Source organism: Agrobacterium bohemicum (assembly GCF_001562555.1).
Classification (GTDB): domain Bacteria; phylum Pseudomonadota; class Alphaproteobacteria; order Rhizobiales; family Rhizobiaceae; genus Agrobacterium; species Agrobacterium bohemicum.
Window position 1 is genome coordinate 111,811 of the sequence record NZ_KQ961028.1, and the last position, 26,575, is coordinate 138,385.

Below are 26,575 nucleotides of genomic sequence, written 5' to 3' on the forward strand. Positions count from 1 at the left end.
TGGACATGAATCCGCAGGACGCAGCCTACCCTGTCCAGATGCAGTTGGAGGCGTATAACGCTCGCGATATCGATGCCTTCATGCCGTGGTGGGCAAGCGATTGCCAATATTACGTCTTTCCAGATCAACTCGTCGCCAAGAGCGCTGAGGAAATACGTGACAGACATATAGAGCGCTTTAGGGAGCCAAATCTGCACGGCAAGCTGCTGCACCGCATCGTGCTGGGCAACACTGTGGTTGACCACGAAACGGTAACGCGCACTTTCCCTGATGGACCAGGAGAGCTGGACGTTATCTGCGTCTATGAGATAGTGGATGGCAAAATCGCCAAGGCGTGGTTCAAGATCGGCACTGCCAGATTGTACAGCTGACGTTCCAGCCTACCAGGCCCTGATATCGAGCTTGCGGTCGCGGTGTTTCGGGTGGGTGCTGAACACGAAAATGCGATCCATGTCCTTCTTGCTAAGGATATGCAGGAATCGGACCTGAATGGTGTTGTTCGGATTGACCTTCATCAGTACGCAACCAATCTTGGTAATACGTGCGTCTGGAATATCGAGATAAAATTGTCTCGGCAGATTATATTGCGTCAGAAGCGCCAGTACGGCTTCGGACTGGGAAATTTTGAGGACATCGCACCGGCGCGAGGCCATGTTCATGACGGCTTTTTCGGTATATTCGATGCGTGCGGCATTCATCGTATCTTCCATCTTGAACCGCGCCTCGCGGTCATACATGAAAGATTCTTCCTTGCTGAGATAGGTGGGTTTACCGATGTCCGCCCGGGCGTTCACTGCCGCAATCCTCTTTGTTATTTTTCATTGATAAAGACTAGCCAGAAGTCATTAAGAATTCATCTCTGCGTTTCGATATGAAACACATGCCAATTCTGGCTGTGGATAACAACGCCCACTCACCACCAGCATACCCGCACTCACGCCAAACTATTGATCTAAAATCATTTTAGAGCATGTGAAATAATTATGACACAGCTGAACGGCTTCTTTTTATGTTTAATAAACCGTTGCAAAGACCCTTCTAGCGGCGGTAAGTCTGGCCTTCAGCGTCAAAGAGATGCAGCTTTTGGGACGGTGCGGAGAAGCGCAAAATCTGACCTTTTTTGGCCTGAGCGATTCCAGGGATTTTGACGATAATCGGGTCCTGTCCTGCGGGCGCTTCAAGATACAGCAGGGTGACTTCGCCCAACGCCTCCACGATGGAAACCTTGCCCTCGAAAAGATAGTCGTCACCGGTGACAACAGCAAGGTCTTCCGGACGCACGCCGAAGGATGCGGCCTTGCCCTCTTCTCCCGACGGGGTTGCTATATCGACGGACAGCGTCTTGCCGCCAACAAGTTCGATGGCCGTATGCGCGCCCGTTGCCTTGACCGTGGCTGCAATGATATTCATGGCCGGTGAGCCGATGAATTTGGCAACGAAGAGATTGCCGGGGTTCTCGTAAAGGTCCAGCGGTGCACCGACCTGCTCGACACGACCGCCGTTCAGCACGACAATGCGGTCGGCCAGTGTCATAGCCTCGACCTGATCGTGCGTGACGTAGATCATGGTCGTATCGGCCATCTGTTCACCGAGCTTGGCGATCTCGATACGGGTGGCGACACGAAGCGCGGCATCGAGGTTCGACAAGGGTTCATCGAACAGGAAGACCTTGGGGTTTCGGCAAATGGCACGGCCGATGGCAACGCGCTGGCGCTGACCGCCGGAGAGTGCCTTCGGCAGGCGTTCCAGATATTGCGTCAGTTGCAGAATATCGGCAGCGGCGCGCACACGACGGTCAATTTCCTGCTTGTTTTCCTTGGCGATCTTCATGCCGAAAGCCATGTTGTCGTAAACCGTCATATGCGGATAGAGCGCGTAGGACTGGAACACCATGGCGATGCCGCGCCGTGAGGGCGGGATTTCGTTGACCAGTTGGCCGTCGATATACATCTCACCGCCGGTGATCTCCTCGAGACCGGCAATCATGCGCAGCAACGTGGACTTGCCGCAGCCGGAGGGGCCGACGAACACGATGAACTCACCTTGCTTTATATCCAAGTCGATACCGTGCAGGACTTTGACCTGCCCGTAGGCTTTGCGGATATCCTTCAGAATAACGCCAGTCATGTGGTGTTCCTCCCTGTATTTTCAGGCGTAACGGGCGAAAAAAGCGCCCCAAGCCGGTAACTTGACCTCATTGCCACTCAACTCTGACGTAAAGCCGTGGCCGTCTAGAACCTCCCAATCACCGTCCGGCAATGTCGCGTGGGACGGCTCTGCTGAAAGGTTGAAGAGGCACAACACGGTTTCATTGCCAAGCGTGCGCGTGTAGCTGGAAACGGTGCCCTCTACAGGCTGGAACTTTATGCCGCCCTTGGCAAAGGCCGGATGGATCTTTCGAAAGGCGAGGAAGCGGCGGTAATGTTCCAGCACGGAGGTTTCATCGCCCTGCTGGGCGCTGACGGCGCGCTGCTTGTGCTCGGTCGGAATGGGAAGCCACGTCTTGTCAGATGTGGAAAAGCCTGCCTGCGCATGGCCCGCATCCCACACCATCGGCGTGCGGCAGCCGTCACGGCCCTTGAATTCCGGCCAGAACTGGATGCCGTAGGGGTCCTGCAAATCTTCAAAAGCGATATCGGCTTCCGTCAGGCCAAGCTCTTCGCCTTCATAGATGCAGACAGAACCGCGCTGCGTCATCAGAAGGGCCGAGAGAACCTTGGCAAAAGCGTCCTTGTCTTCCACCACATCGCCCCAGCGGCTGACATGCCTGGTGACATCGTGGTTGGAGAAGGCCCAGCAGGCCCAACCCTCGGGCGCCGCTTTGGCGAAATCCGCCTGCACATCGGCCACGCGTTGCGGCGTCAAGGCGTCAGGTGCCAGAAACTCGAAAGCGTAGCACATCTGCATCTTGTCATCGCCGGAGGTATATTCACCGACAATTTCGAGACCACGCTGGCTGTCGCCGACTTCACCGACTGCGGCAATATCAGGGAATTCATCCAATACTGCGCGGAAGCGTTTCAGAAACTCGATATTCTCAGGGCGGTTCTTGTCGTAGATGTGTTCCTGAAAATTATAGGGGTTCACAGCAGGCGCGGTGGACGCATTGCGGCGCTCCGGTGCGAGCGCCGGGTTGTTGCGCAGTTCCTTGTCGTGGAAATAGAAGTTGATGGTATCCAGACGGAAGCCATCGACACCGCGCTCCAGCCAGAAGCGGGTGATGTTCAGCAACTCCTGCTGCACGTCTTCATTGTGCAGGTTGAGATCCGGCTGTGAGGTGAGGAAGTTGTGCATGTAATATTGCATACGCGTCGGATCCCACTGCCAGCCGGAACCACCGAAGATGGACAGCCAATTGTTGGGCGGCGTGCCATCCGGCTTGCCGTCGCTCCACACATACCAATCACCCTTGGGGTTCTGGCGGCTCGAGCGGCTCTGCACGAACCATGGATGCTGGTCGGACGTGTGCGACAGGACGAGGTCGATCATGACGCGGATGCCGAGGCGATGCGCTTCGGCAATCAAGCCATCGAAATCGGCAAGTGTGCCGAACATCGGATCGACATCAACATAGTTGGAAACGTCGTAGCCGAAATCCTTCATCGGTGACGTGAAGAAGGGCGAAATCCAGATCGCGTCTGCGCCAAGTTTGGCAATGTGCTCCAGGCGGGAGGTGATGCCCTTGAGATCGCCGATGCCATCACCGTTCGAATCCTGATAGGAGCGTGGGTAGATCTGGTAGATCACGGCGCCACGCCACCAATCCTTATCGCGCACGAGGGCAGAAGACGTCATTGCAGTATCCTGTGTGGTATGGGCATTCATTGTGGATCAGCCTCCCTTGACCGAGCCTGTCAGCAGGCCGCGCACAAGGTAACGTTGGAGAGCGAAGAATACGCAGAGCGGCACGACGATGGTGACGAAGGCCGACGCGGTGAGGATTTCCCAGTTGCCGCCGCGCGAACCAAGCAGCGCATTCAGCGCTCCGGTCAGCACCAACTCGTCCTTCTGCGTACCGAGAAACACCATCGCGACCAGAAGATCGTTCCATGTCCAGAGGAACTGGAAGATCGAAAAAGAAGCGAGTGCAGGGAAAGACAAGGGCAGGACGATCTTGACGAAGATTTCGAAATCGCTGGCGCCATCGACACGTGCGCTTTCGATGATTTCTTTCGGCAGACCGGCGATGTAGTTGCGCAGCAGGTAGATGGCGAGCGGCAGGCCGAAAGCCGTATGCGCCAACCAGATGCCCGCATAGGTCTTGGATGGCACGCCGAAGACATTGCCGATCCAGTTATAAAGCTGCAGCAAGGGGATAAGCGACATCTGCAACGGCACGACGATAAGGCCGACGACCATGGCGATGATGAGGGAGCGGCCTGTAAACTTCATCCATGACAGGGCGTAAGCAGCGAAGGCAGCGATCAGGATCGGGATAACAGTGGCAGGAATGGCAACCGTCAGCGAGTTGACGAAGGACTGGCCAATGCCTTCAGACGCCAGAACGGTGCGGTAGTTATCGAGCGTGAAGATTGGCGGGGTGGCGACGGCGAGATAGACACGTTTGGCACGGGACCCTTCGAAACTGGCGTTCTTGCTGTATTGATAGGTGCCGTCTTCGTTGATGACGAGGCTCTCACCATCACCCAGATCAGCGGCCTCTCCCGCCGGGAAGGCTTCAGGGTCCTGCACGCGGACACCGAAGGCGGAAACCTTGCCGCCGGCACCATTTTCAAAGACGTTGCCAGCGATGATGAAGCGGTCACCTTCCTGTTTTTGTGTCGCAGGATCAGCAAGGCGAAGCGCCTGCGTCTGGCTGGAGCTGGAAAAGGCCGTCCACCAGCCGGAAACGACGAGCTGGTCCTTGTCTCGTAGCGAGCTGACGAGAATGCCGAGCGTTGGCAAAAGCCAGAGCAGAACCACGAACAGCACGCTGATGTGAACGATAAGCCTTGGCAGGCCGACGCGGCGAATGCGGGTTGCAATGCTCATATCAGCGGCCCTCCATCTCACGGTTTGCCTGGCGAATGTTCCAGATCATGATCGGTGTTACCGCCGCCATGATGACGAGTGCGATGACGGCGCTTCGGCCGCTATCCCCACCGCCACGGAACATCCAGTCGAACATGAGGTTAGCGAGAACCATGGTGTTCCACTGACCGTTGGTCATGGTCAGGACGATATCGAAGACCTTGAGAACGAGAATGGTGATGGTCGTCCAGACGACTGCGATGGTGCCCCAAATCTGCGGCACGAGGATTTTCCAGAAAATCTGCCAGCCATTGGCGCCATCGATGACGGCGGCTTCGACGGTTTCTTCAGGAATGCCGCGCAGGGCGGCCGATAGGATGACCATGGCGAAGCCGGTCTGAATCCAGATGAGGATGATCATCAGGAAGAAGTTGTTCCAGAAGGGCATGGAAATCCACACCTCCGGAGTGCCGCCGAAGAATTCGACGATGGCATTCAACAAGCCGATCTGAATCTGGCCTTCGCCGCGATATTCGTAGACGAATTTCCAGATGACGGACGCACCGACGAAGGAAATGGCCATCGGCATGAATACGATGGACTTGGCGATGTTACCCCACCAGATGCGGTCGGTCATAACGGCGATAACGAGACCGAAGAAGGTACAGGCAGCAGGTACGACGGCGAGCCAAAGGATGTTGTTGAAAATGGACTGGCGGAAACCGGCATCGAAAAATGCCCACCGATAATTGTTGAGGCCGACGAAGTTGGCGCCGGTGCGGTCATAGAAAGAGAGGATAAAGGTAGCGACGACGGGGTAGACGAGATAGACGATCAGCAACAACAGTGCTGGGCCGACGAAGAGCCAGGGACGAACCGCAGCCCGTCTGTTCAGATTACGCGACGCATGGATGACATCGCCGTCCTTCAGTGGGAAGATGAATTGCAGCGCCTTGTCCGACAGCCAATAATAAGCGGCACAGGCGAAAACGCCGACGATCATTACGCCGAGCGCTGACACGATCTGGGTCATCACATTCCCTCCCCGTATTCCGTTCTTATATCCAGCCCGGCAGCGGGTATCCGACCGCCGGGCCAATTGGTTGTTTTACTTGAGGCCGTCCCAGGCCTTCTGGATATCGTCACCAACCTGCTGCGCAGATTTGCCGCCGACGAAATCAACCATACCGGTCCAGAACGCGCCGGCACCGATCTTGCCGGGCATAAGGTCGGAGCCATCAAAACCGAAGCTGGTGGCTGTGGTGAGAATTTCACCCTGACGCTTGGTCTGCTCGCTGGCGTAAGCGTCGAGGTTGACCTTCTTATAGGGCGTGAGGAAACCGGACTGTGCCATCCAGACCTCATGCGCAATAGGCGTCTTCAGGAACTCGACCAGTGCGCGAGCGGACTTCGAATCCTTGGTGATGGTGAAGAGCGTGCCAGCACCCAGAACCGGCTTGCCGAGGTCAGGCTTGGACGCGAATGTCGGCATATAGAAGAAATCGACGTCCGTTCCGACCTTGGTACCTTCAGGGAAGAAAGATGGAATGAACGATGCCTGACGATGCAGATAGCACTTCGGCGGAATATCGAAGAGGCCCTTGGGGCTATCGCGGAAGTCGGTTGACGCAACAGCTGCTGCGCCACCCGAGACATATTTGTCATTCTTGGCGAACTTACCAAATTCCTCGATGGCCGCAACAACGCGTGGATCGTTGAACTTCACTTCGTTCGTCGTCCACTTCTGGTAGACATCCAGTGGTTGGGTGCGCAGCATGAAGTCTTCAACCCAGTCAGTGCCGGGCCAACCCGTCGCACCGCCAGAACCGAGACCGATGCACCATGGCGTGCCGCCGTCTTTTACAATCTGGTCGCTGAGCTTGACGAGGTCTTCCAAGCTTTTGGGAACTTCGTAGCCTGCTTCCTCGAAGTTTTCAGGCACGTACCAGACCAGCGACTTCACGTCTGCCTTGAACGGGAAGGCGAAATAAGCCTTCTGGCCGTCCTTGCCGGAATACATGCCGAGATCGACCCAGGACTGGCCCGCGCCGTAATTGTCCTTGACCCAGTTCGCCGTCTCATCCCCCAGCGGCGTCAGAAGACCTTTTGCAGCAAGGTCGGCCAAAAGGCCTGGCTGGGGAAGAATGGCGACATTGGGAGGCGAGCCCGCCTGCGTGTCGATAACGATCTGCTGCTCGTAATTTTCCGAAGACGAATACCGAACGTTCACGCCGGTCGCATCGGAAAAATAGGCCAGAACGGACTGAAACAGTGCTTCGTCCTCACCGCGCCAAGGTCCGAAGATCGTCAGCGTTTCGCCTTTTAGGCTGGCATTGGCGGTTTTGAAGTCTTCGTAGCTCTTCCAGTTGAATTTCGCGTCTTCACCGGGCTTGAACTTCAGGTCTGCCGCAAGGGCTGCACCTGCAAAAAGCGTGGCCACGGCCACTGTCGTCAAGAAAGTCTTTTTCATGTGATTTTCCTCCCATCACATTGTCAGGCTATTACCCGCAAAAAATCTTCAAAGCGCTTTGGCTACCTATTCTTCTCACTGGGATGGAACCGGAGTCAAGTGCCAGACTCAACTTTAGCGCTTTAATAAATGCACTGCAGTGCAGCATGCAAGCTATGCATGAAGAAACCTCACCTTTCCAATTGTGGCTCGATCGAACTCTTGCTATCATCCAAAGCGGTTTGGACGTTTGGAGGAGCAACGCGTCAAACCGACACCTGAATCATGGAGGGCTGCGAAACATGAACTTGAAACAACTGTCGCAGCACCTCGGCATTTCCCAGACCACGATCAGCCGTGCGCTTAACGGCTACCCGGAAGTCAACGCCGAGACCCGTCGCAAGATCATCGATGCTGCGCAGAAGACCGGCTATCGGCCCAATGTCGCAGCCCAACGTCTGGCAACCGGCAAGATGGGCTCCATAGGTCTGGTGATGCCCACCGGCCCAGACTATCAATCCGACGTGCATTTCGGTGAATTCCTCAGCGGCTTGGGAGAGGCTTCGGCCCGCAACGGCTTTCACCTCGTCATCATGCCGACCGATCCGGCCAATGAGGAAAATGCGCTGAAGGAACTTGCCGTCAGCGGCAGCGTCGATGGCATCTATCTCGCCTATATGAAAAAGAACGACCCCCGCATCGAAATGATGAAAGGCCTTTCGATACCCTTCATGGTGCATGGCCGCTCCTGGGGCGTGGAGGCGGATTATCCCTTCCTGGATGTGGACAATGAGACTGCGTTTCACGATGCGACATCGCTTCTGTTGCAGTTGGGCCATCACAACATTGCACTTCTGAACGGCCCGGAAGGTTACGACTTCACCTTTCGTCGCCACCGTGGTGTCGAGGCTGCGCTGGGAGAGAGTGGATATACGCTACGTCAGGACAATGTCAGCCACAGCATCATGAATGATGAAGCGGGATTTCTAAAAATGGAACAACTGCTGTCGCGCGCCGATCGCCCGACGGCGATCATCTGTGCGTCGACAGCATTGGCGCTAGGTGCCGTCCGGTCGCTCAATCACCGAGGCCTGAAGCCGGGAAGAGATATTTCGCTGATTGCCCATGACGATGTCTTGCCACTGCTGAAGCCGGTCAATTTCTCGGTGCCATTGACGACGACGCGGTCTTCGCTAAGGGCCGCCGGGCTGAGAATTGCCGAGCGGCTGATCAAACAGATCAAATCCGGACAGCCTGACAACCAACAGGAATTATGGAAAGCGGAACTTGTCGTGCGCGGATCGACAGGCCCCGCCCGAGTGTAGATCCGTTAGAACTTAGGTGCGGGTTTTCCAACGGCGCGATGCGCGGCGATGACCGTATTTGCCATCAGCATTGCAATCGTCATAGGACCCACACCACCGGGAACTGGTGTGATGGCAGCGGCAACGGCGCTCGCCTCGTCATAGGCCACGTCGCCCACCAGACGAGACTTACCCTCGCCTTTTTCCGGTGCCGGAATGCGATTGATACCGACATCGATGACGGTTGCACCGGGCTTCACCCAATCACCCTTGACCATCTGCGGACGACCGACCGCAGCAACGAGGATATCAGCGGACTTGCAGACCGCAGCCAGATCTTTGGTACGCGAATGCGCCATGGTGACAGTCGCGTTGGCGTTTAAAAGCAGTTGCCCCATGGGTTTGCCGAACAGGTTCGAACGACCGATGACCACCGCGTTGAGGCCCGAGAGATCATCGCCATGAATGCTGCGCACCAAAAGCATGGAACCCGCTGGTGTGCAGGAGATCAACCCTGTCTCGAGGTCACCTGTCGCGAGCTTTCCAGCGTTGAGAACACTCAAGCCGTCTACATCTTTTTCCGGCAGAATGGACTGAATGACAGTATCTGAATTGAGATGTCCCGGCAGTGGCAACTGTACGAGAATGCCATGAAGGGAAGCATCGGCATTCAATGTCGCGACCAGGGCTTCCAGTTCGGCCTGTGTCGTTTCTTCCGGCAGAGTATGCTGAACAGACTTGAAGCCGCATTCCTTGGCCGTTTTGCTCTTGGAGTTTACATAAGCGTGGCTAGCCGGGTCGTTACCCACGATGACCACGGCAAGTCCGGGCTTCACACCCGCCTGTTGTGCAAGACCTTCCGCCGCCTTGCGAACGGTCTCGATTACAGATGCCGCTTTTGCTTTTCCGTCGATCACAACTGCCATATGCCTGCCTCCTGGAAACTAGATAGCTATCTAGCGTCGGAATGCGGCATAGCAAAGTGCATTTTGATTGAAAATCGACGCGTCACGCGCGATTGCGGTTCCGCTCTTCGCGCGCATGTTCGAGCAAACGTGTTCTGAGCACAGCAAGCTCCTGGCGCAATATCCGCAACTCCTCGGTCTCGGCTTGCGCATGGTCTGCGTGACCGGCCAGAGCCGCCGCCAGCAATGGCGGAAGCTTGAACCCTGGCGCCTCTTTTTCCCGCGGTTGAGAGGAAATGGCGTTTTGCATCAAAACCTGGCGTACCCGCTCGTCAAACGGCAAGTCGTTGGCAGCCTCATCATAGGCAGCCTCGGTTTCGATCTCAGCTTCATCTTCGACCTTTGACGAAGACACAGTCTCCAATGTCACCGGTTCTGGCGTCGTTGGATTTTCCACGGACATGTCATCGAAAATACCGGGCTCGATTTGAATCGTCTCGGCAGACGACATCTCATGGACGGACGTGTCTAAGGCCGTTTCAAGCTTGATGACGGTCGGCAACTCGGCAACGTCGCCTGCTTCCTCCTTGCGGCGGTAACTCAAGACGAAAAGGGCGATCAGCAGCCCGGTAGCTCCACCTGCGGCTGACATCGCATTTGCGGTAAAGCTGTCGTAATTGGCAACGCCCGGCTCAGCCGTCACCGCAAGGGCGGCGCTGATGCGCGGTGCGCTGGAGAATGTGCCTGCGGCGTCGCTTGAGATGATGTAATCCGTGCGTGCCTTCTCAAGGGCCGCTTCCAGCCTTGCGAGATCCGCGGGAGCATCCCCAAGGGCATTTAACTGGCTGTCGAGTTCGGCGCGGGTGTTCGCCCGCATTTCCAGTGCTTCCGTTGTGGTCGTTTGCTCTTGCTTCAAGGCTTCCAGCACACCGCGAAGGGTGGGCATGGCTGTCGCCCGCGCCGCATCTACTGTCGTCTGTGCGGCAATCGTGCGCGGATGTCTCGGTCCGTGATCGACGCTGACTTCGGCTAGCGCGAGCTTGGCGGCAGTATAATTCTGGCGGATCGTTTCCAGCGGCGCAAACGCGACCATCGCTGGCAGAGTTCTGTTGAGAACGTCATCCACTTTCATGGAGGCCGCGGCTGAAATGCCGTCCGCGAGTTCGCTGCTCTTGGCAATGAGAGTTGTGGTGGCGGCTTCGTCTTCACGAATTTTTTGCTGCAAGCCCTGAATACGGGAGACGGCGTCGTTACCATGCCGCATCTGGAAGCCCGTTAACGCCGCCTCGGCGCTATCAAGCGCGACACGCGCCTTCTCGACGGCCTGGAGTTCCGGGTCGCGTTGCTCGGCACCAATGTCTTTTACAATGCGAGCGGCGACATAATCCGCGATCTTCTGCGATGCCTCGGGCGTGGCGGCAGTGACATCGATTGTGATCTCATTGCTGGGAAGCGCAGACGAGATAGACACCGCATTTTTCAGCGTCGTTTCCGTTGCGCCCACCAGCGCATCACCATTGTTTCCTCCACCCGCAAGCAGGTCCAGAAAAACGGAGAGATGGCCTTGCGTCTGAATACCGGTGAGATCCTGAGGTTGGAGTTTCAAGTCTGAAACCATCAGGCCAAGCGTCATCGGCGACAGCAGATTTTCACGAAGCTGCGATGTGATGCGCTGCACGCCAGCGGCGTTGGCGTTTGGATTGGAGACTTTGACGCCGGCCTGGGAAACGTAACCTTTCAGGCCGGGCTCCAGAAGCATCGTCGGCAGAAAAAAGCCGGATGCCGTTAGGGAAAGCACTGTTGCGGCTGACAGCAGATATCGTCGCCACGGTGCAGCAACGAGTGTCTCACGAAGAGCGTCCCGATTCGGCATCACCAGTCTCTTGCTCTCAAAAACCATCTCAAACCCATAGGGTTACATACCGCGCAGACCGGAAAGCCCGCTGGTGTAAATATAAACGAAGTCTAAAGCGACAAGGCAAACAAAAGGTTAATACGAACACATTGGCATCTCCCGCCCCACCTCCTCGGCCGTTCGGCAGAAAGCGTCTTCCGCAAGTCCCGCGCAAGATTGTCACCCTAAAACAGGATCAAGTTAAACACGGAGAATTGTCATGCAGCCGATTCAGCTGTTTGCGTTGGCATCCCGGCAGGCCGAATGGCTTTCTGTCCGTCAGGAAGTCGTCGCCGGTAACATTGCAAATGCCAGCACCCCAAAATTCCGCGCAAAGGACGTCGTTCCTTTCGATGCGGAATTGCAGTCGGTCGGCATGCAGATGGCGCGCACCAATTCGGCACACATGGAATTGGCAGTTGCAGGCGGCGGCAAGGTTGCGCTCGAGGATGCTGACCTTACCAACGAAATCGGCGTTCAGGAGTCCGGCAACACGGTGTCCCTTTCCAAGGAAATGGCCAAGACAGGCGAAATCAAGGGGCAGTTCGAACTGAACGCGCAACTCGTTCGCTCTTTTCACAGCATGATGCTGACAGCGGTGGGCAAGTAAGATGGACCCTTTAAAGTCTTCGATGAAAATTGCGGGAAACGGAATGGAAGCTCAGGCCACGCGCCTGCGCATCGTTTCGGAAAACATCGCCAACTCTCGCACCACAGGCGATACGCCGGGTGCAGACCCTTATCGTCGCAAGACCATTACTTTTGCGAATGAGATGGATCGTGTTTCCCAGACAAATCTCGTCGAGGTCAAGAAGCTGGGCGTCGATCGCTCCGACTTCACCCAGGAATACGATCCCGACAGCCCTGCCGCAGACGAAAAAGGCATGGTCAAGCTTCCGAACGTCAACATGCTGATTGAGATGGCCGACCTTCGTGAGGCCAACCGCGGCTACGACGCCAATCTGCAAGTTATCAAGCAAACACGCGACATGGTTGCCTCAACCATCGACTTATTGAAGGGTCAGTGATGATCGACGCCATTAACAGCCTGAAATCACTGACGAACGATGCAACAGACGGACTGAAAGAAGTCACGTCCAGCCTCAGCACGCTTGCTGGAAGCGCCGTTTCAACGGCGGCGAGTGCCGCCACCGGCCCCACCTTTGCCAGCGTGCTGGGTGGTGTGGCAACGGATGCCATCGATTCCCTCAAGAAGAGTGAAGCGATGTCTTTTGCGGGCCTTCAGGGCAAGGCCAACACGCGTGAAGTGGTGGATGCCGTCATGCAGGCGGATCAGACGCTCAAGACCGCCGTAGCACTGCGCGACAAGATCGTCTCGGCCTATCTCGACATCGTGAAAATGCAGATTTGACGCTTAAGGATATAAAAAATGAGAGCACTAGCCATTGCAGCGACGGGCATGGATGCCCAGCAGACAAACCTTGAGGTCATCGCGAACAACATCGCGAACATCAACACGACTGCGTTCAAGCGCGGCCGCGCCGAATTTACTGACCTGCTTTACCAGACCGAGCGTGCACAGGGCGTTATGAACCGCGCCAACCAGTCCGTTGTGCCTGAAGGCGCCAATATCGGCCTCGGTGTTCAGACATCTGCGGTAAGAAAGCTTCACATTCAGGGCGAGATATCCCAGACCAGCAATGACCTCGACGTTGCAATCGTCGGCAAGGGCTGGCTTCAGGTCGATGGCCCCGATGGCAACACGCTCTACACGCGCGCCGGTGCCCTCAACAAGGATTCAACCGGACGTCTGGTCACGATCGACGGTTACGGTGTTCAGCCCAACATCGTCATTCCGACCGACGCGACAGAAGTTACCATCAGTAAGGATGGCATCATATCGGCGCGCATCGGAACCGCAAACAATCTAACCGAACTCGGCCAGCTGAACCTCAGCAACTTCGCCAACGAAGCCGGATTGAAGCCACTCGGCGACAACCTGTTTTCACAGACGGAAGCATCAGGCAACGCTGTAACAGCCGCGCCGCAGACTGAGGGATTCGGCTACATCAAGCAGGGCTACCTCGAAAGCTCGAACGTCGATTCCGTCAAGGAAATCACCGACCTCATTTCTGCGCAGCGCGCATATGAAATGAACTCCAAGGTCATCACCACAGCAGACGAAATGGCGACGATCGTCAGTCAGAACCTGAAGAGGTAGCGTAACATGAAGTTCCGCCCGAAAATCGTGCCTGGCAGTTTCTGCACAATGGCGCTGGCGCTCACGGTCAGCCTGGTGGCGCTTGCGCCACAGGCTGCCCTATCGCAGCAGAAACACGCCGTTGTTCCAACAGCCACTATTTTCCCGGGCGACGTCATCACGCGTGAGCGAGTGACGGAAGTTCTCGTCACCAACCCTAACCTCTCGCCTGGCTATGCAGACGCCGTACAAACGGTCGTCGGCAAGGTTTCCAAGCGCACTCTGATTGCCGGACGGACCATTCCCGTCGGCGACCTTCGTGACCCTTTTGCGGTCCAGCGTGGGGCCTCGATCAGGATCGTCTACAGCGTGGGCGGCATGAACCTTTCAGCATCCGGCACGGCCATTGAAGATGGCATGGCTGGTGAAGTCGTGCGTGTGCGCAATCGCGATACCGGCGTTACCGTTAGCGGAACGGCCAATCACGACGGAACCGTGGAGGTTTTCCAGAAATGAGTTTTCGTCGCGGCTTGATCGCTGTCACCGTAATCGTCGCGACGCTTTTCGCAACGACGCCGATTGCCTATTCCCAAGCCAACGCTCGTGTCAAAGATATCGCTTCGCTGCAGGCTGGCCGTGAAAACCAGCTGATCGGTTACGGTCTTGTCGTCGGCCTTCAAGGGTCCGGCGACAGCATGCGTTCTTCGCCCTTTACCGAACAGTCGATGCGGGCGATGTTGCAGAACCTCGGCATTTCCATGCAAGGCAACCAGACTGGCTCCAAAAACGTGGCCGCAGTTATGGTCACCGCCAATCTTCCGCCATTCGCAAGCCCCGGAAGCCGGCTCGACGTCAATGTCAGCTCGCTGGGCGATGCGTCGTCTTTGCGTGGCGGCACGCTCATCATGACATCCATGTCGGGTGCCGATGGCCAGATTTATGCGGTGGCTCAGGGTTCGGTCATCGTATCAGGCTTCAATGCCGAAGGTCAGGCCGCGCAGTTGACACAGGGTGTCACCACAGCCGGTCGCGTGCCGAGCGGCGCGATCATCGAGCGTGAGTTGCCCTCGCAGTTCAAGGATTCGGTCAATCTGGTCCTGCAACTGCGCAATCCGGATTTTTCGACATCCACGCGCATTGCCGACGCCATCAACGGCTATGCCAAGACCGCCTTTGGCGAACCGATTGCCGAGGCGCGCGACAGTCAGGTCGTCTTCATCCAGAAACCACGGTCGGCTGACCTGACCCGTCTGATGGCGAACATCGAAAATCTTGCCGTAGAGACGGATACACCAGCCAAGGTCGTCATCAACGAGCGGACGGGCACCATCGTGATCGGCGCCGATGTCAGGATTTCACAGGTCGCCGTCAGCTATGGCACGCTGACCGTTCAGGTTACCGAGACGCCGCAGGTCATCCAGCCTCAACCGTTCAGCCGGGGTGAAACCGCCATTCAGGAACAAACCGACATTGCGGCACAGCAGACCGGTGGCCCCGTTGCCATTCTCAACGGACCAAACCTGCGTTCGCTGGTGGCTGGACTGAACAATATCGGCGTCAAGCCGGACGGCATCATCGCTATCCTTCAGGGCATAAAATCAGCTGGCGCGCTGCAAGCAGAACTGGTGTTGCAATGATGGTCAAAATCTCTGAAATCTTCACACCTCGCCGTACGCTGCTTGCCATTTTCGTCATGGCCGCAGCGCTGCCATCCGCAAAAGCTCAAGAGCAGGTGCGGGTGACATCAGGGGATACGAGCGGCCAGGAAATCCAGCAATATTGCACCAATGTGATCGATCAGGCGCGTGACCAGCGTTACATCCTGCAAAAGCAGGATCTCGAAAAGCTGCAACAGGACGTCGACAACCGCATCGCCGTCATGGAAGCGCGCAAGGCCGAGTATGAAGACTGGTTGAAGCGCCGCAACGACTTCATGCGGCAGGCCGAGGCAAACCTCGTCAACGTCTACAAGACGATGAAGGCGGATGCAGCTGCTCCCCAGCTGGCAGAGGTCAACCCTGCCCTTGCCGCCGCGATCATCATGAAGCTGCCGCCTCGCCAGTCTGGCCTGATCCTCGCCGAGATGGACGCCAAAAAGGCAGCCATCGTCGCATCGATCATGTCCAGCGCGACCGACAAAACAACATCAAGAGATCCGTCATGAACAAAGCGCTCATTCTTGTCCTTTCCGCCGCAAGCGTTCTAACCGGCTGCTCCAGCATCACGCAGAACCAGACTCTGAAGGAAATAGGCAATGCGCCGGCCATGAGCCCGATCGGCAGTGGCCTGCAATTCAGCCAGGCGCCGCAACTGGCGTCCTACCCGAAGCAGCCATTGCATACCGCCAGCGGCTACTCACTGTGGAGTGACAGCAAGGCGGCCCTGTTCAAGGATGCCCGCGCGTTGAACATCGGTGACATTCTGACGGTCAACATCCAGATCAACGACAAGGCGACATTCGACAACGAGACTGATCGCACCAAAAAGAACAATCGTGAGACTGGCTGGAAGGCTGACGCCGAAATTCTCGGATGGAAACCGCAGGCCGATTCGTCGCTGAGCTTCGACAATACCAGCGAGTCCAACGGCAAGGGCTCCATTAGTCGTGCCGAAAAGCTGACGCTGCTCGTTGCTGCCGTCGTGACCGGCATTCTGGAAAACGGCAATCTGCTGATCAGCGGATCTCAGGAAGTGCGCGTCAACCACGAAGTCCGTATCCTCAACGTCGCGGGCATCGTGCGGCCGCAGGACGTCAATTCCCAGAACACGATTTCCTACGAAAAGATCGCGGAAGCCCGCATTTCCTATGGTGGCCGTGGCCGTATCACCGAAATCCAGCAGCCGCCGGTTGGCCAGCAGGTGGTGGATCTGTTCTCGCCGATTTGACATGAACCAAGCATACGGCCCGCCGCATCCCGCACGGGCTGTACTCCGAGACAGACGTAAGAAACGATCATGAGCCTCACGACAACCGAACCAGCTGCCCCGAAGAAGCCGTCGATCGTCGTGACCGCGGGTGCCATTGCTGTGCTCTCGCTGCTGGGCCTGGGCGGCGGCTGGTTCGTAGGCAACACATTGCTTGTGCCAGCATCACCCGCTGCCGCGACGCCAGTGCCGGCCCCTGCGGAACTTGCAGCGGCAGCAGTCGAGGGTGCCCACGGCGCACCGGCGGCTGGCGGTGAGCATGGCGCGGCCGGTGCCGCAGCGCCCAGCCTGATCGCGCTCGATCCGATTGTCACCAACCTAGGTTACCCTACAGATAAGTGGATACGGCTTGAACTTGCATTGCAGTTTACAGGCCCGGGCGATACTTCGCTCGCTCAGGATTTGCACCAGGAAATGCTGACCTATCTCAGAACTGTTTCCTTGCAGCAGCTTCAGGGACCACGCGGCTTTCAATATCTTAGGGATGACCTGAGAGAAATCGTTGACCTCAGATCAAAAGGGCGCGTATCCAAGGTTCTCTTCAGAACCTTTGTGATCGAATGATTCGAAAAATTATCCTTCTGCTTGTTCTAGTCCTCATCCCAGGACTGGCCTTCGCACAACAATCGCCGGCTGATTTGCTCAATCTGCCGCTGGATGGTTCTGCGGCTGCTTGGATCATTCGCACCTTCGGTCTGCTGACCATTCTGTCGATTGCTCCCGGCATCCTCATTATGGTGACCAGCTTTCCGCGGTTCATCATCGCTTTTTCTATCTTGCGTTCCGGCATGGGCCTGGGAACCACTCCATCCACCATGATCCTAACCAGTATGGCTATGTTCATGACCTTTTACGTCATGGCGCCTACCTTCGAACGGTCATGGCAGGATGGTATCCAGCCGCTGCTGCAGAGCCAGATCACCGAGGCGGTGGCTCTCGAGCGCGCCGCTGAACCGTTTCGCGGTTTCATGGTAAACAATACCCGCCCCAAGGACCTCGCCCTCTTCGTCGATCTCGCCAATGAACGGGGTCAGGAAACGATGAATGGCACGGTGCCGCAATATCGGGTTCTCATCCCGGCTTTCATGCTGTCGGAGATACGTCGCGGCTTTGAAATCGGCTTCCTAATCATTCTGCCATTTCTCGTCATCGACATGGTCGTGGCCACCATCACGATGGCGATGGGTATGATGATGCTGCCGCCGACCTCGATATCCCTGCCGTTCAAGATCCTGTTTTTCGTGCTGATCGACGGCTGGAACCTGCTGGTCGGCTCTCTGGTCAGATCGTTCTACTGAACGTTTCATTCTGACCGAAACAGATCACCCCACCTGCCGGCTTAAATTCATATTGTGATACCGCTGACGGTCTGAGCTGCCCACGTTACGCAAACGAAAACCGCCCGAACTTGGCAAAGTTCGAGCGGTCTGGATGGCATCAAATCTTCAGTGGCCGGAGCTTGCCGCAGCGGTTGATTTCGGCGGCGGCGGATCGGTATTGACGACAATCTGCTGAGGTTTCTTGTTGGGGTCTCTGGCCTCGATCTCTTCTTTTGAGATGAAATCCATTTGTTCGATAAGGACCTGCTTGACCATTGGCTTTTCAAGTCGGGCGTTCAGCCCATCCTTGATCTTGGCCTTGAAACCGTTCACATCGAATTTGTCGGCAGTCTTCACGTCAACCAGTTTATCGCCGACCAGCAACGTGTAAAGCTCGTCAGTGAGGAAAACGGGGACGGGAACATTGACCTCCTTCAGCGCATCTTCATCCACTTGAAGGCTGGCGCGAAGGATGAAGTAGCCGGACACCGTGCCATCCACCACGACGGGCAACGTCACGGTTTCGCTTTGAACGAAATGCGGTGGGTGAACGACTTCGGTAGCAGGGTTTGCACCCTTATTACCCAAAGTCACGGCGGCATAGACGCCGCCGAGTGTTACGACGAGAATCCATATCCCTGTCGCTACAAGCTTGATCATTGCGCCCCGCTTGCGAACTGTTCCAGCGAGTAGGTGCCGTCATCCTCGGCGCGTCTGGCAGCCGTCTTCAGAAGGTCGACCACTGCCCTGACGGCGTGAAGGTTGGCTTCGACCCGGCGGGTATTGATGGCCAGCTTGGCCTTGATATCAAGAATCTGACGTTTGTGAGCAGCGGCGATCTTGGCCCCGTCTACATCGCGAAGCAACATGCTGAGTTCATACAGGCAACGGCTCTTATGCGCGTTCGACAATTTGAAATCGAATTCCGGATCTTTTCCGATTCGCTGATTTTCGTTGTCGATGACCGTTTCGAGGCGGCCGAGAATGGCCTGGGTTCTGTAGTCGTTATTTACAATTTCCATCATTTTCAGCGCTCCGCCACTTAAGTTTCAGTCTTGTTGGTTTCGGCTACAGAAAAGATGCGCCGTTGGAAGTCCGTCACCATGCTGACTGCAAGGCTTTTACTGTCCTCGTTCGTCGCAGTGGGCGGTTCAGCATTGCGGACCCGTTGCATGGCCTGATTGTAGGCCTGTTCTGCAATGCCGATGCCACCGCGCTTGGAAACGGCATCCGCCATCTGCTCGGCCATCATGCTTTTCCAGAAATCGCCAGCTGAACCCTTGCCGTAAACCTCTTCGCTTTCCTTTGGCATCATATTCTGGAGCATTGTCGACAGAACACTGGCTTCGAATTTCCGATAGGTCTCGGGAATCTTTTCGTCGGTTTTCACGTGATGAATGTTACCTACACCGGCCTTGCCAGCTGCAGTATCGATACTGTTGATGGCAGATTCGAAGCCAGCGTTGCTGGCTGTCAACACCGATGCCTCTTTGGCCGCGCTCACCGAGCGCAGTTTTTCTCTTGCTGCCGTAACCTGTGTCGGGTCCGCTGCATTCACAACATCAAGCACAAGATCGCTTGGAGGAGAAATGGCCACGTCGTCATCCTTTTCCGTTTTTATCGGATGACGGTACCTGCCTAACCTTGCTGGAGGCTGGAGTCTTTCAAGCTCATATGAAGATCGATCAGTTCGTAGACGCTGTTATCCTCGCGGACACGGAGCTCATCTGCACGTGCTGCATCGCGCTTGTCTTCGAGACGTTCACCCTTCTTCGTCTCTTTCATGACCTGCTGCTCCTGCGCTTTCTCGATCGACTCGAGGCGAACATCGCGGGACATGAGTTTGCCATGGCGGGTGGCATAATGCTTGAGCATATGCTGGTGCATTGGGTCGAGCGACGTCAGATACCCGCTCAGCGAATCGATCTTTTCAGCAAGATCGTTGCGTTCCCGGGTGGTGATCGCCAGCTCGTTTTCAGCCATCTTCTTGAGATGCCCTTGAACCTTGGCCAGCCTGTTGAGCTTTTTAGATTTGGAATCGTCCATCCTCGCCCCTCACATATTTGCAAAAACGCGAAAAAAACCGTTCACGAACTGGTTCACCACCGCCGCGATGCCGAAGTAGAGCAACAGCAGCCCACCGCCCAGCGCGTACGGGGTCGATATGAAGTACACGGGTATCTGCGGGGCGAGCTTGTTGATCAGCCCGATCGCCACATTGAAGAGAAACCCGTAGAGAATAAACGGGCTGGCCACGCGAAGCGCAACATTCATGGAGGCAACCAGCGTGTCCGTCAGCGAGATCAGCATACGTTGCACGCTCATCGCGCCGCCCAGCGGGATGGTCGCGTAGGAATCCACGATGGCACGGAAAACCACGTGATGGAAATCGAGAATGAACAGCAACAGCAGTACGCCGTAGGATAACATGCTGGAGAGCTGATTTTCCGATGTGTCTTCGAGAGCGTCCTGCACGGGCGGACCGGTGAAGGAAATTGCCGTGCCCATGGCGGTGGCCGCGAACTGCATTCCCAGCACATAAAGATGGGCGATCATGCCGAAGGTCGCACCGACGAGCGATTCAAAGAAAATGAACTTGAGATAGGTGATCGTGTCGGTTCTCGCCATCGGGTAGATCGTGTCCCACAACAACGGCAAAATGGCCATCGAAAGGGCCATTGCAAGGAGCAACCGGATTTGCATGGGAAGGCGCGCCGAGGAAAAACCCGGCATCACCATCAAGCAGGCACCTATTCGGCAAAATGCCAGAAAGAGCGCCATAACCGTTCCCTGCGGGTCTGAGATCATGAGATCGAGCCGAGTATCTTTATTTCCGTGCCTTTGGCCAATTCGACATGTGACAGCACCGGCAGCGTGCTGAAGAGGCGTTCCGTAATCATACGGACATAAGACCGGGTTTCGGGCAAAGTAACAAGTACGAATGGTAGACCGACATCCATGAATTCACGGATTACTTTGCTCGCCTCGTTGGAGAATTCTTCCACCTGGCGCGGATCGATATCGAATTCGATCACTTCGCCCTTGGGATCGCGTTTGAGGGCCTGCTGGAACACCACATCCCACTTCGTTCCCAGTCTCAAGACGCGCAGGACACCGTTGTCCGAAAGATCGCCGCAGATTTGCTGCGCCATACGGATACGGACATGTTCGACGATCTGTTCGGTTCTGCGAAGATGAGGTGCAAGCTCGGCCACAGCTTCCAGAATGAGGTGGAGATTGCGGATGGAAACGCGCTCCGCCAGCAGCAGCTTCAAAATGGCCTGCAAGCCGGAATAGGACATGTGCGACGAGCAGATTTCGTCGGCCAGTTTCTTGTATTCCGGGTCGAGCCTGTCGATGAGAACCTTGACGTCCTTGTAGGACAGCAACATGGGTAGATTGTTGCGGATGACTTCGCTGACGTGCGTCAGCAAGGCCGAAATATTGTCGATGGGATGGAAGCCCTCGCGCTTGAGATCTTCCACGAAGTTTTCCAAAACCGAAACGGCTGGCATGCCAAACGCGGGTTCCCGCACATCGTCGCCGGGAACGGACGGTCTGCGACCCTTGCCGGTAATGACGAGAACTTCGCCAACCCGCAGCGTGCTGGCCGCAACCGTCGTGCCGTGAATTCTGATCTGATAGGACTTGTCGGGAATGGCGATATCGTCCGTAACCTTGATTTCCGGAACGACGAAACCGTACTGAGTAGCGAACTTCTTGCGCATCTTGCCCACCCGGAAACCAAGTTCCTGGTGCGCGCCAAGCAACCGTGGAGAAACCTGCTTGCCAAGGGCAAGTTCGATTTCAGTCGTGCGCAGGGAGTTTTTGACGGTGTCTTTTTCCGCTTCCTGCGCTTTGTCCGTCTGCTGCTGCTCGGCAGCGCGCTCCGCGTCCTTCACCTGTGCTAGCTGCCTTGGAATGAACCATGCGCCGAATGCGAGCGTCAAACCGAGGAACATGAACGGCACTAACGGCAGACCCGGAACGAGCGAGAGAACGAACATTAGGCCAGCAGCCACACCCAGAGCCTTGGGATATCCGCTCAACTGATTGATCACGGCTGTGTCGGTGGAGCCCTTTGCACCGCCGCGGGTAATGATAAGACCGGCTGCCAACGAGACGATCAGCGCTGGTACCTGCGAAACGATACCGTCACCAACGGAGAGCTTCACGAACACGTCCGCAGCTTCGCCAATCGGCATGCCATGACGGAAAACACCGATAATGATGCCACCGCAAATGTTGATAGCCGTGATCATCAGACCTGCGACCGCGTCCCCACGAACGAACTTGGAAGCACCGTCCATGGCACCGTAGAAAGCGCTTTCTTCCTCCAGCTCACGGCGTCGAAGCTGGGCTTCTTTTTCGTTGATGATACCAGCGGACAAGTCAGCGTCGATCGACATCTGCTTGCCGGGAATGGCATCGAGGGTGAAGCGCGCGCCGACTTCCGCGATACGCGTCGCACCCTTGGTGATGACGATGAAGTTCACCACGATGAGGATGAGGAAGACGATCAGACCGATGACGAAGTCGCCCGACATCACAAGTGTCGAGAAGCCCGCGATGACGCCACCGGCAGCTTCATGGCCCTGGTTACCGTGCGAAAGAATGACACGCGTCGTCGCAATGTTTAGCGCCAAACGGATCATGGTCGAAATCAGAAGAATGGTCGGGAAAGAAGAGAAATCCAGCGGTCGCTGAATCCACAAGGACACCATCAGGATAAGGACAGAAAAGGCAATCGAAAATGCCAGGCCCATATCGATCAGGAAGACCGGAATAGGCAGGAAGAGGATACAGAGGATGGACACGATGCCCACTGCAAACCCGACGTCGCGACCGCCTGGTGCGGCCTTTGGAAGGGGCAATATGCTCGGAGGCGTCGCCATTCTAACTCCATCTCTTCATGAGAAACTGCAGTAGCGTCCCGGCTTTCCGTCATGGAAAAGCCATGCCGACCGACTGGACACAGATCGACGTCGCAGCATTATTGGATCAAGCTTGCGCGAGAGTGGATAAAACAGGCGTTATTATCCCCGGCGGCTGTACCGATGAACGAGTCAAATATTAAGCTTTGGTTCAGATCGAAATTGTAATATATTGAGGAAGTTCTTCGCGCGATGATGGCGTGTATGCTGGCCATGTCTTCCCAAAGGCCAAACTATGCAAGGCTACGTTATGGCGTCGATTTCCACTTATACAAGCTATCTTACCGTCAACCGCGACATAAAGTCGTCGTTGTCAACGGTCGCCAGCCAGTCATCGGTTGCGAAAGATACTGCCTATTACAAGGAGAAAATCGGCGACGTGAAGACGGTCGATGAGTTCCTTGGGGACTATCGCCTCTACTCCTACGCCATGAAGGCCTATGGTCTTGAACAAATGACCTATGGCAAAGCCTTTATGCGCAAGGTTCTGGAAAGTGACCTCACCGACAAGACGAGTTTTGCAAACTCGCTGACCGACAAACGGTATTTGCAATTCGCCGAAACCTTCAACTTTCAGGGCGACAAGAAAACTGCGCAGAATACCGCGCAAGCGAGCGACGTGACGGACGCTTACAAGGCATCGTTTACCAATGAGCAAACAGCTATCAAGACCGAAGGCACCTATTTCGCTGCCCAGATCGGGAAAGTCACCGATATTGATAGCCTCCTCAATAACACCCGGCTTCGCACCTACATGCTGGACGCCGTAGGACTTGATTCCACATACACATCCAAGAGCTATCTCAAGCAGGTTCTGACGAGTGATCTTGATGATCCCGACAGCTTTGCCAATCAGGCCAAAAATCCTGCCTGGAAGGCGCTGACCGCAGCCTTCAATTTCAACACCGACGGCACTATCAACGGCAGCATTCAAACTGCCGACCAGACCGAAGACCTCAATCTGGACTACGTGTACAATAAATCGACATTTCCTTCAGACCTCCTGGCAGATGCCAATAAGCGGTATTGGGACAAGAATGTCGCGACGGCCACCGACGCAAAAGATCTCGTATCGGACAGCCGGATGGTGGAGTACATCAAGACGGCTTTCGATCTGAACCCGACGATTATGGCCAGCAGCGTTGCAAGCCTGATGTCGAGCGAGACTTTTGCGACGACCTACGGCAATACGAAATTGTTGGATTATTTCAATTTCGAAACGGATGGCTCACTGGCCAGCGGCAATACGGCACAGACCGCCACACAGACGGCTGATATCAACAAGCTTTACAGGACAGCTTTTTCCAAAGACCAGTCGACAGCCATCGATGAGGCGGTGACCAACTACGAAACGCGCGTCGTCGGCTTCACCAGTCTCGATGATTTTCTTGTTTCCAACAAAAAGGACGACGACAAGAAAAACGACGACGTCACCGAAGTCTGGGACGTGGCATTGAGAGCATTCGGGATCGATCCCGACGAGGTCAGCCAGTCGGAGCTCAAACGCATCTTGACAAGCGATCTGAGCGACAGAAAAAGTTACGTCAACTCGCTCAAGGACGATCGGTTCGTTGCGTTGAACAAGGCGTTCAACTTCACTTCGGATGGCCAGATCAAAGCGCCGGTTCTCGCACAGGCGGAAAGCGTCTCAGACAAATATGCGGCGGATTACGAAAGCTACAAGGTCAGATCGCTGACCGGATCGGCGAAAGACGCCGCTGTGAAAAAATCGGATGCGGAAGTCCAATATTACAAATCAAAGATGGAGTCCGTCACAGATGTGAAGGATCTGCTGTCTGACACGCGCGTGACCAATTTCATTCTTGAAGCCAACGGCATCGACCCGAAAAGTGTCGTGCCGGCCGACCTCAAGAAGATGTTCGAGTCCGACCTGTCTGACCCGAAGAGCTACGTCAACACGCTTGAAAATGACAAGTTTGCCCAGATCGTCGCCTCTTTCAATTTTGACGCAGAAGGAAAACTGACGGCTGATGCGGTCCGTGGCGGCCAGCAACGCGGTGAAGTTCTGGGAACGACCAACCAGTACGCCCGCCAAACATTGGAAGAGCAGCAGGGCGACAAAAATGCTGGCGTGCGCCTGGCTCTTTATTTTGAACGCATGGCCCCAACGATTTCAAGTCCCTATGGCTTCCTGAGCGATGACGCGCTGTTCCAATTTTTCAAGACCACTTTCAACCTGCCCAAATCCATCGCGAACATGGACGTCACCAAGCAAGCCGATCTGGTCAACTCCAACATCGACATATCCAAGCTTCAGGACCCGGAATATGTCTCCAAACTGCTGAAGCGGTTCACCGCGCTCTACGATGTTCAGAACAACGCTTCGCAGTCCCCTACCCTGTCCATTCTGACTGGTGGCGCCTCCATCAGCGCCGATACGTTGCTGGCAGTCGCCCAGTTGAAGTCAGGGCAGTAAGCACTCGGATCGATCACTGATCAAAAGACAAAGGCCCGAAAATCGAAACGATTTTCGGGCCTTTTCTATTCTCGGATAACGATTCCGGCGACAAATATGCTCAATACTCGTCGTCATCGGGGCGTCTTACGACACCGTCCTCATCCGCCTTGCTCTCATCATCCGCGACGGGAATGGCATAGGAGCCTTTCAGCCAACGCGAGAGGTCGAGCGAACGACAGCGGTCCGAACAGAAGGGATAATCTTCGCGCGTGGATGGTCGTTTACACTCAGGGCACGGCTGGGTTTTGCGCAGGTGTGTGACGGTGGATTTGTTAGGTTCATCTGTCATTACGTCAACCTTCCGGCCAGGCGGATGCCACTTCGAAACCCTCTCCGGTCAGAAGTGACACCGTTTCATAAAGCGGAAGACCCACCACATTTGTATAGGACCCCGTCAGCTTCTGAACGAAACATCCAGCTATGCCCTGAATACCATAGGCACCCGCTTTGCCGCGCCACTGACCCGAGGCGATATAGCTGTCGATCTCGTGCTGGGAGAGGCGTTTGAAGCGCACCTTGGTCTCTACGACCTTCTGGCGCACCTTCCCGCTCGGGGTGACGAGGCAGACGCCCGTATAGACCCAGTGGCTGCGACCCGACAGCAGGTGCAATGCCGCCGATGCATCTTCGATATATTCTGCCTTGCCGACGATGCGACGACCGACGGCCACGACGGTGTCGGAGCCCAGAACATAGGCGCCTTTCCAGGCAAGCTCGCCCTTCACCGCCTTGTAGGCAGCCTCGGCCTTCTGCAAGGACAGACGGCGACAAAGGGTACGCGGATGCTCCAGCCGGGCGGGCGTCTCGTCGATATCCATCGGCATCAGACGTGCGGGCTCGATGCCCACCTGATGCAACAGCTCAAGACGGCGTGGCGACCCGGAAGCCAGAATCAGCTTTTGTTTTGCGTCTGTCATGCTCTGCCAGTCGTCCGGTCTGCCGGGCGATTACTTGAAACGATAGGTGATGCGACCCTTGGTCAGGTCATAAGGCGTCATTTCGACCAACACCTTGTCACCGGCCAGAACGCGGATGCGGTTCTTGCGCATGCGGCCTGCGGTGTGAGCGATGATTTCATGTTCGTTTTCCAGCTTCACACGAAACGTCGCATTCGGCAAAAGTTCGATAACGACGCCCGGAAACTCAAGGACTTCTTCTTTTGTCATATAGTGTTTTTCTTCCTGTTGATAATGCCAGCCAGAACAGGCCGGGAAAATTGCGCGGAAACTACACA

At 55.8% G+C, this 26,575-nt stretch carries 30 protein-coding genes; 13 read left to right on the top strand and 17 right to left on the bottom strand.

All coding sequences use genetic code 11. The annotated features are described in order from the left end of the window. Nucleotides 1–5: 5 nt before the first annotated feature. Nucleotides 6–371: a nuclear transport factor 2 family protein gene (locus ATO67_RS11290; protein ID WP_067649059.1), complete on the top strand. Its 366-nt coding sequence runs from the start codon at nucleotides 6–8 to the stop codon at nucleotides 369–371. A gap of 9 nt (nucleotides 372–380) precedes the next feature. Here the strand turns inward: ATO67_RS11290 and ATO67_RS11295 are convergent, their stop codons facing one another. From ATO67_RS11295 to ATO67_RS11320, 6 genes are all read right to left on the bottom strand, one after another. Next, nucleotides 381–737 carry a hypothetical protein gene (locus ATO67_RS11295; protein ID WP_067649062.1) on the bottom strand — a complete coding sequence of 119 codons (357 nt, stop codon included), beginning with the start codon at nucleotides 735–737 and terminating at the stop codon, nucleotides 381–383. Between the two features lie 301 nt (nucleotides 738–1,038). Continuing rightward, nucleotides 1,039–2,127, bottom strand: coding sequence for an ABC transporter ATP-binding protein (locus ATO67_RS11300; protein ID WP_067648586.1), 1,089 nt, complete (start codon nucleotides 2,125–2,127; stop codon nucleotides 1,039–1,041). Nucleotides 2,128–2,148: 21 nt separating this feature from the next. Further along, nucleotides 2,149–3,825, bottom strand: a complete 1,677-nt coding sequence (bglA, locus tag ATO67_RS11305; RefSeq protein WP_067648589.1) for a beta-galactosidase BglA — start codon at nucleotides 3,823–3,825, stop codon at nucleotides 2,149–2,151. Nucleotides 3,826–3,831: 6 nt separating this feature from the next. Then, nucleotides 3,832–4,992 (bottom strand): carbohydrate ABC transporter permease, encoded by a 1,161-nt coding sequence (locus ATO67_RS11310; RefSeq protein WP_067648592.1) that lies wholly within the window; start codon nucleotides 4,990–4,992, stop codon nucleotides 3,832–3,834. A gap of 1 nt (nucleotide 4,993) precedes the next feature. Next, on the bottom strand, nucleotides 4,994–6,007 hold the full coding sequence (locus tag ATO67_RS11315; RefSeq protein WP_067648595.1) for a carbohydrate ABC transporter permease: 1,014 nt from the start codon (nucleotides 6,005–6,007) through the stop codon (nucleotides 4,994–4,996). Between the two features lie 72 nt (nucleotides 6,008–6,079). Beyond that, entirely contained in the window at nucleotides 6,080–7,441 is a 1,362-nt protein-coding gene (locus ATO67_RS11320) for an ABC transporter substrate-binding protein (RefSeq protein ID WP_067648599.1), read from the bottom strand. A 281-nt stretch (nucleotides 7,442–7,722) separates the two neighbouring features. Between ATO67_RS11320 and ATO67_RS11325 the strand changes: the two genes are divergently transcribed. Further along, nucleotides 7,723–8,745 (top strand): LacI family DNA-binding transcriptional regulator, encoded by a 1,023-nt coding sequence (locus tag ATO67_RS11325; RefSeq protein ID WP_067648602.1) that lies wholly within the window; start codon nucleotides 7,723–7,725, stop codon nucleotides 8,743–8,745. A 5-nt stretch (nucleotides 8,746–8,750) separates the two neighbouring features. Here the strand turns inward: ATO67_RS11325 and folD are convergent, their stop codons facing one another. Further along, complete coding sequence (folD, locus tag ATO67_RS11330) at nucleotides 8,751–9,650, bottom strand: bifunctional methylenetetrahydrofolate dehydrogenase/methenyltetrahydrofolate cyclohydrolase FolD (protein ID WP_067648605.1); 900 nt, start codon at nucleotides 9,648–9,650, stop codon at nucleotides 8,751–8,753. Nucleotides 9,651–9,732: 82 nt separating this feature from the next. Further along, nucleotides 9,733–11,502, bottom strand: coding sequence for a GumC domain-containing protein (locus ATO67_RS11335; protein ID WP_067648608.1), 1,770 nt, complete (start codon nucleotides 11,500–11,502; stop codon nucleotides 9,733–9,735). Between the two features lie 241 nt (nucleotides 11,503–11,743). Between ATO67_RS11335 and flgB the strand changes: the two genes are divergently transcribed. The 10 genes from flgB (at nucleotide 11,744) to fliP (ending at nucleotide 17,907) form a co-directional block, all read left to right on the top strand. Beyond that, the gene (gene flgB / locus ATO67_RS11340; RefSeq protein ID WP_067648611.1) at nucleotides 11,744–12,133 is read left to right on the top strand and encodes a flagellar basal body rod protein FlgB; all 390 of its coding nucleotides are present in this window, start codon (nucleotides 11,744–11,746) and stop codon (nucleotides 12,131–12,133) included. Between the two features lies 1 nt (nucleotide 12,134). Then, nucleotides 12,135–12,551, top strand: a complete 417-nt coding sequence (gene flgC / locus ATO67_RS11345; protein WP_067648614.1) for a flagellar basal body rod protein FlgC — start codon at nucleotides 12,135–12,137, stop codon at nucleotides 12,549–12,551. Beyond that, nucleotides 12,551–12,895 (top strand): flagellar hook-basal body complex protein FliE, encoded by a 345-nt coding sequence (gene fliE / locus ATO67_RS11350; protein ID WP_067648617.1) that lies wholly within the window; start codon nucleotides 12,551–12,553, stop codon nucleotides 12,893–12,895. The genes flgC and fliE overlap by 1 nt, the downstream gene beginning before the upstream one ends. 18 nt (nucleotides 12,896–12,913) lie before the next feature. Next, on the top strand, nucleotides 12,914–13,705 hold the full coding sequence (gene flgG / locus ATO67_RS11355) for a flagellar basal-body rod protein FlgG (protein ID WP_067648621.1): 792 nt from the start codon (nucleotides 12,914–12,916) through the stop codon (nucleotides 13,703–13,705). A gap of 6 nt (nucleotides 13,706–13,711) precedes the next feature. Next, nucleotides 13,712–14,200 carry a flagellar basal body P-ring formation chaperone FlgA gene (flgA, locus tag ATO67_RS11360; protein WP_245303961.1) on the top strand — a complete coding sequence of 163 codons (489 nt, stop codon included), beginning with the start codon at nucleotides 13,712–13,714 and terminating at the stop codon, nucleotides 14,198–14,200. Continuing rightward, complete coding sequence (locus ATO67_RS11365) at nucleotides 14,197–15,321, top strand: flagellar basal body P-ring protein FlgI (protein WP_082760237.1); 1,125 nt, start codon at nucleotides 14,197–14,199, stop codon at nucleotides 15,319–15,321. Before flgA ends, ATO67_RS11365 begins: the two co-directional genes overlap by 4 nt. Next, entirely contained in the window at nucleotides 15,318–15,848 is a 531-nt protein-coding gene (locus ATO67_RS11370; RefSeq protein WP_106404939.1) for a MotE family protein, read from the top strand. The genes ATO67_RS11365 and ATO67_RS11370 overlap by 4 nt, the downstream gene beginning before the upstream one ends. After that, entirely contained in the window at nucleotides 15,845–16,570 is a 726-nt protein-coding gene (flgH, locus tag ATO67_RS11375; protein ID WP_067648624.1) for a flagellar basal body L-ring protein FlgH, read from the top strand. The genes ATO67_RS11370 and flgH overlap by 4 nt, the downstream gene beginning before the upstream one ends. 69 nt (nucleotides 16,571–16,639) lie before the next feature. Continuing rightward, the gene (locus ATO67_RS11380) at nucleotides 16,640–17,173 is read left to right on the top strand and encodes a flagellar basal body-associated FliL family protein (RefSeq protein ID WP_067648627.1); all 534 of its coding nucleotides are present in this window, start codon (nucleotides 16,640–16,642) and stop codon (nucleotides 17,171–17,173) included. Continuing rightward, the gene (fliP, locus tag ATO67_RS11385) at nucleotides 17,170–17,907 is read left to right on the top strand and encodes a flagellar type III secretion system pore protein FliP (protein ID WP_067648630.1); all 738 of its coding nucleotides are present in this window, start codon (nucleotides 17,170–17,172) and stop codon (nucleotides 17,905–17,907) included. Before ATO67_RS11380 ends, fliP begins: the two co-directional genes overlap by 4 nt. A 147-nt stretch (nucleotides 17,908–18,054) precedes the next feature. Here the strand turns inward: fliP and ATO67_RS11390 are convergent, their stop codons facing one another. From ATO67_RS11390 to flhA, 6 genes are read right to left on the bottom strand one after another with little or no spacing between them, the layout of a single operon-like run. Further along, nucleotides 18,055–18,588 carry a hypothetical protein gene (locus ATO67_RS11390; protein ID WP_067648633.1) on the bottom strand — a complete coding sequence of 178 codons (534 nt, stop codon included), beginning with the start codon at nucleotides 18,586–18,588 and terminating at the stop codon, nucleotides 18,055–18,057. Next, nucleotides 18,585–18,950, bottom strand: coding sequence for a hypothetical protein (locus ATO67_RS11395; RefSeq protein WP_067648636.1), 366 nt, complete (start codon nucleotides 18,948–18,950; stop codon nucleotides 18,585–18,587). Before ATO67_RS11395 ends, ATO67_RS11390 begins: the two co-directional genes overlap by 4 nt. A 20-nt stretch (nucleotides 18,951–18,970) precedes the next feature. After that, entirely contained in the window at nucleotides 18,971–19,525 is a 555-nt protein-coding gene (locus tag ATO67_RS11400) for a rod-binding protein (RefSeq protein ID WP_067648639.1), read from the bottom strand. Between the two features lie 41 nt (nucleotides 19,526–19,566). Next, nucleotides 19,567–19,974 carry a hypothetical protein gene (locus tag ATO67_RS11405; RefSeq protein WP_082760238.1) on the bottom strand — a complete coding sequence of 136 codons (408 nt, stop codon included), beginning with the start codon at nucleotides 19,972–19,974 and terminating at the stop codon, nucleotides 19,567–19,569. A 9-nt stretch (nucleotides 19,975–19,983) separates the two neighbouring features. Further along, nucleotides 19,984–20,736, bottom strand: coding sequence for a flagellar biosynthetic protein FliR (fliR, locus tag ATO67_RS11410; protein WP_067648643.1), 753 nt, complete (start codon nucleotides 20,734–20,736; stop codon nucleotides 19,984–19,986). Further along, nucleotides 20,733–22,823, bottom strand: a complete 2,091-nt coding sequence (gene flhA, locus ATO67_RS11415) for a flagellar biosynthesis protein FlhA (protein WP_067648646.1) — start codon at nucleotides 22,821–22,823, stop codon at nucleotides 20,733–20,735. Before flhA ends, fliR begins: the two co-directional genes overlap by 4 nt. Before the next feature lie 274 nt (nucleotides 22,824–23,097). Here flhA and ATO67_RS11420 point away from each other — a divergent pair, with 274 nt between their 5' ends. Continuing rightward, nucleotides 23,098–25,299, top strand: a complete 2,202-nt coding sequence (locus ATO67_RS11420) for a DUF1217 domain-containing protein (RefSeq protein ID WP_245303962.1) — start codon at nucleotides 23,098–23,100, stop codon at nucleotides 25,297–25,299. A 100-nt stretch (nucleotides 25,300–25,399) separates the two neighbouring features. On the opposite strand, the gene yacG is transcribed toward ATO67_RS11420, so the two are convergent. Genes yacG through infA form a run of 3 tightly spaced genes read right to left on the bottom strand, consistent with a single transcriptional unit; the run spans nucleotide 25,400 to nucleotide 26,507 of the window. Next, nucleotides 25,400–25,630: a DNA gyrase inhibitor YacG gene (gene yacG, locus ATO67_RS11425; protein ID WP_067648651.1), complete on the bottom strand. Its 231-nt coding sequence runs from the start codon at nucleotides 25,628–25,630 to the stop codon at nucleotides 25,400–25,402. Between the two features lie 4 nt (nucleotides 25,631–25,634). Further along, nucleotides 25,635–26,258 (bottom strand): Maf-like protein, encoded by a 624-nt coding sequence (locus ATO67_RS11430; protein WP_067648654.1) that lies wholly within the window; start codon nucleotides 26,256–26,258, stop codon nucleotides 25,635–25,637. A 30-nt stretch (nucleotides 26,259–26,288) separates the two neighbouring features. Next, nucleotides 26,289–26,507, bottom strand: coding sequence for a translation initiation factor IF-1 (infA, locus tag ATO67_RS11435; protein WP_067648657.1), 219 nt, complete (start codon nucleotides 26,505–26,507; stop codon nucleotides 26,289–26,291). Between the last annotated feature and the right edge of the window lie 68 nt (nucleotides 26,508–26,575).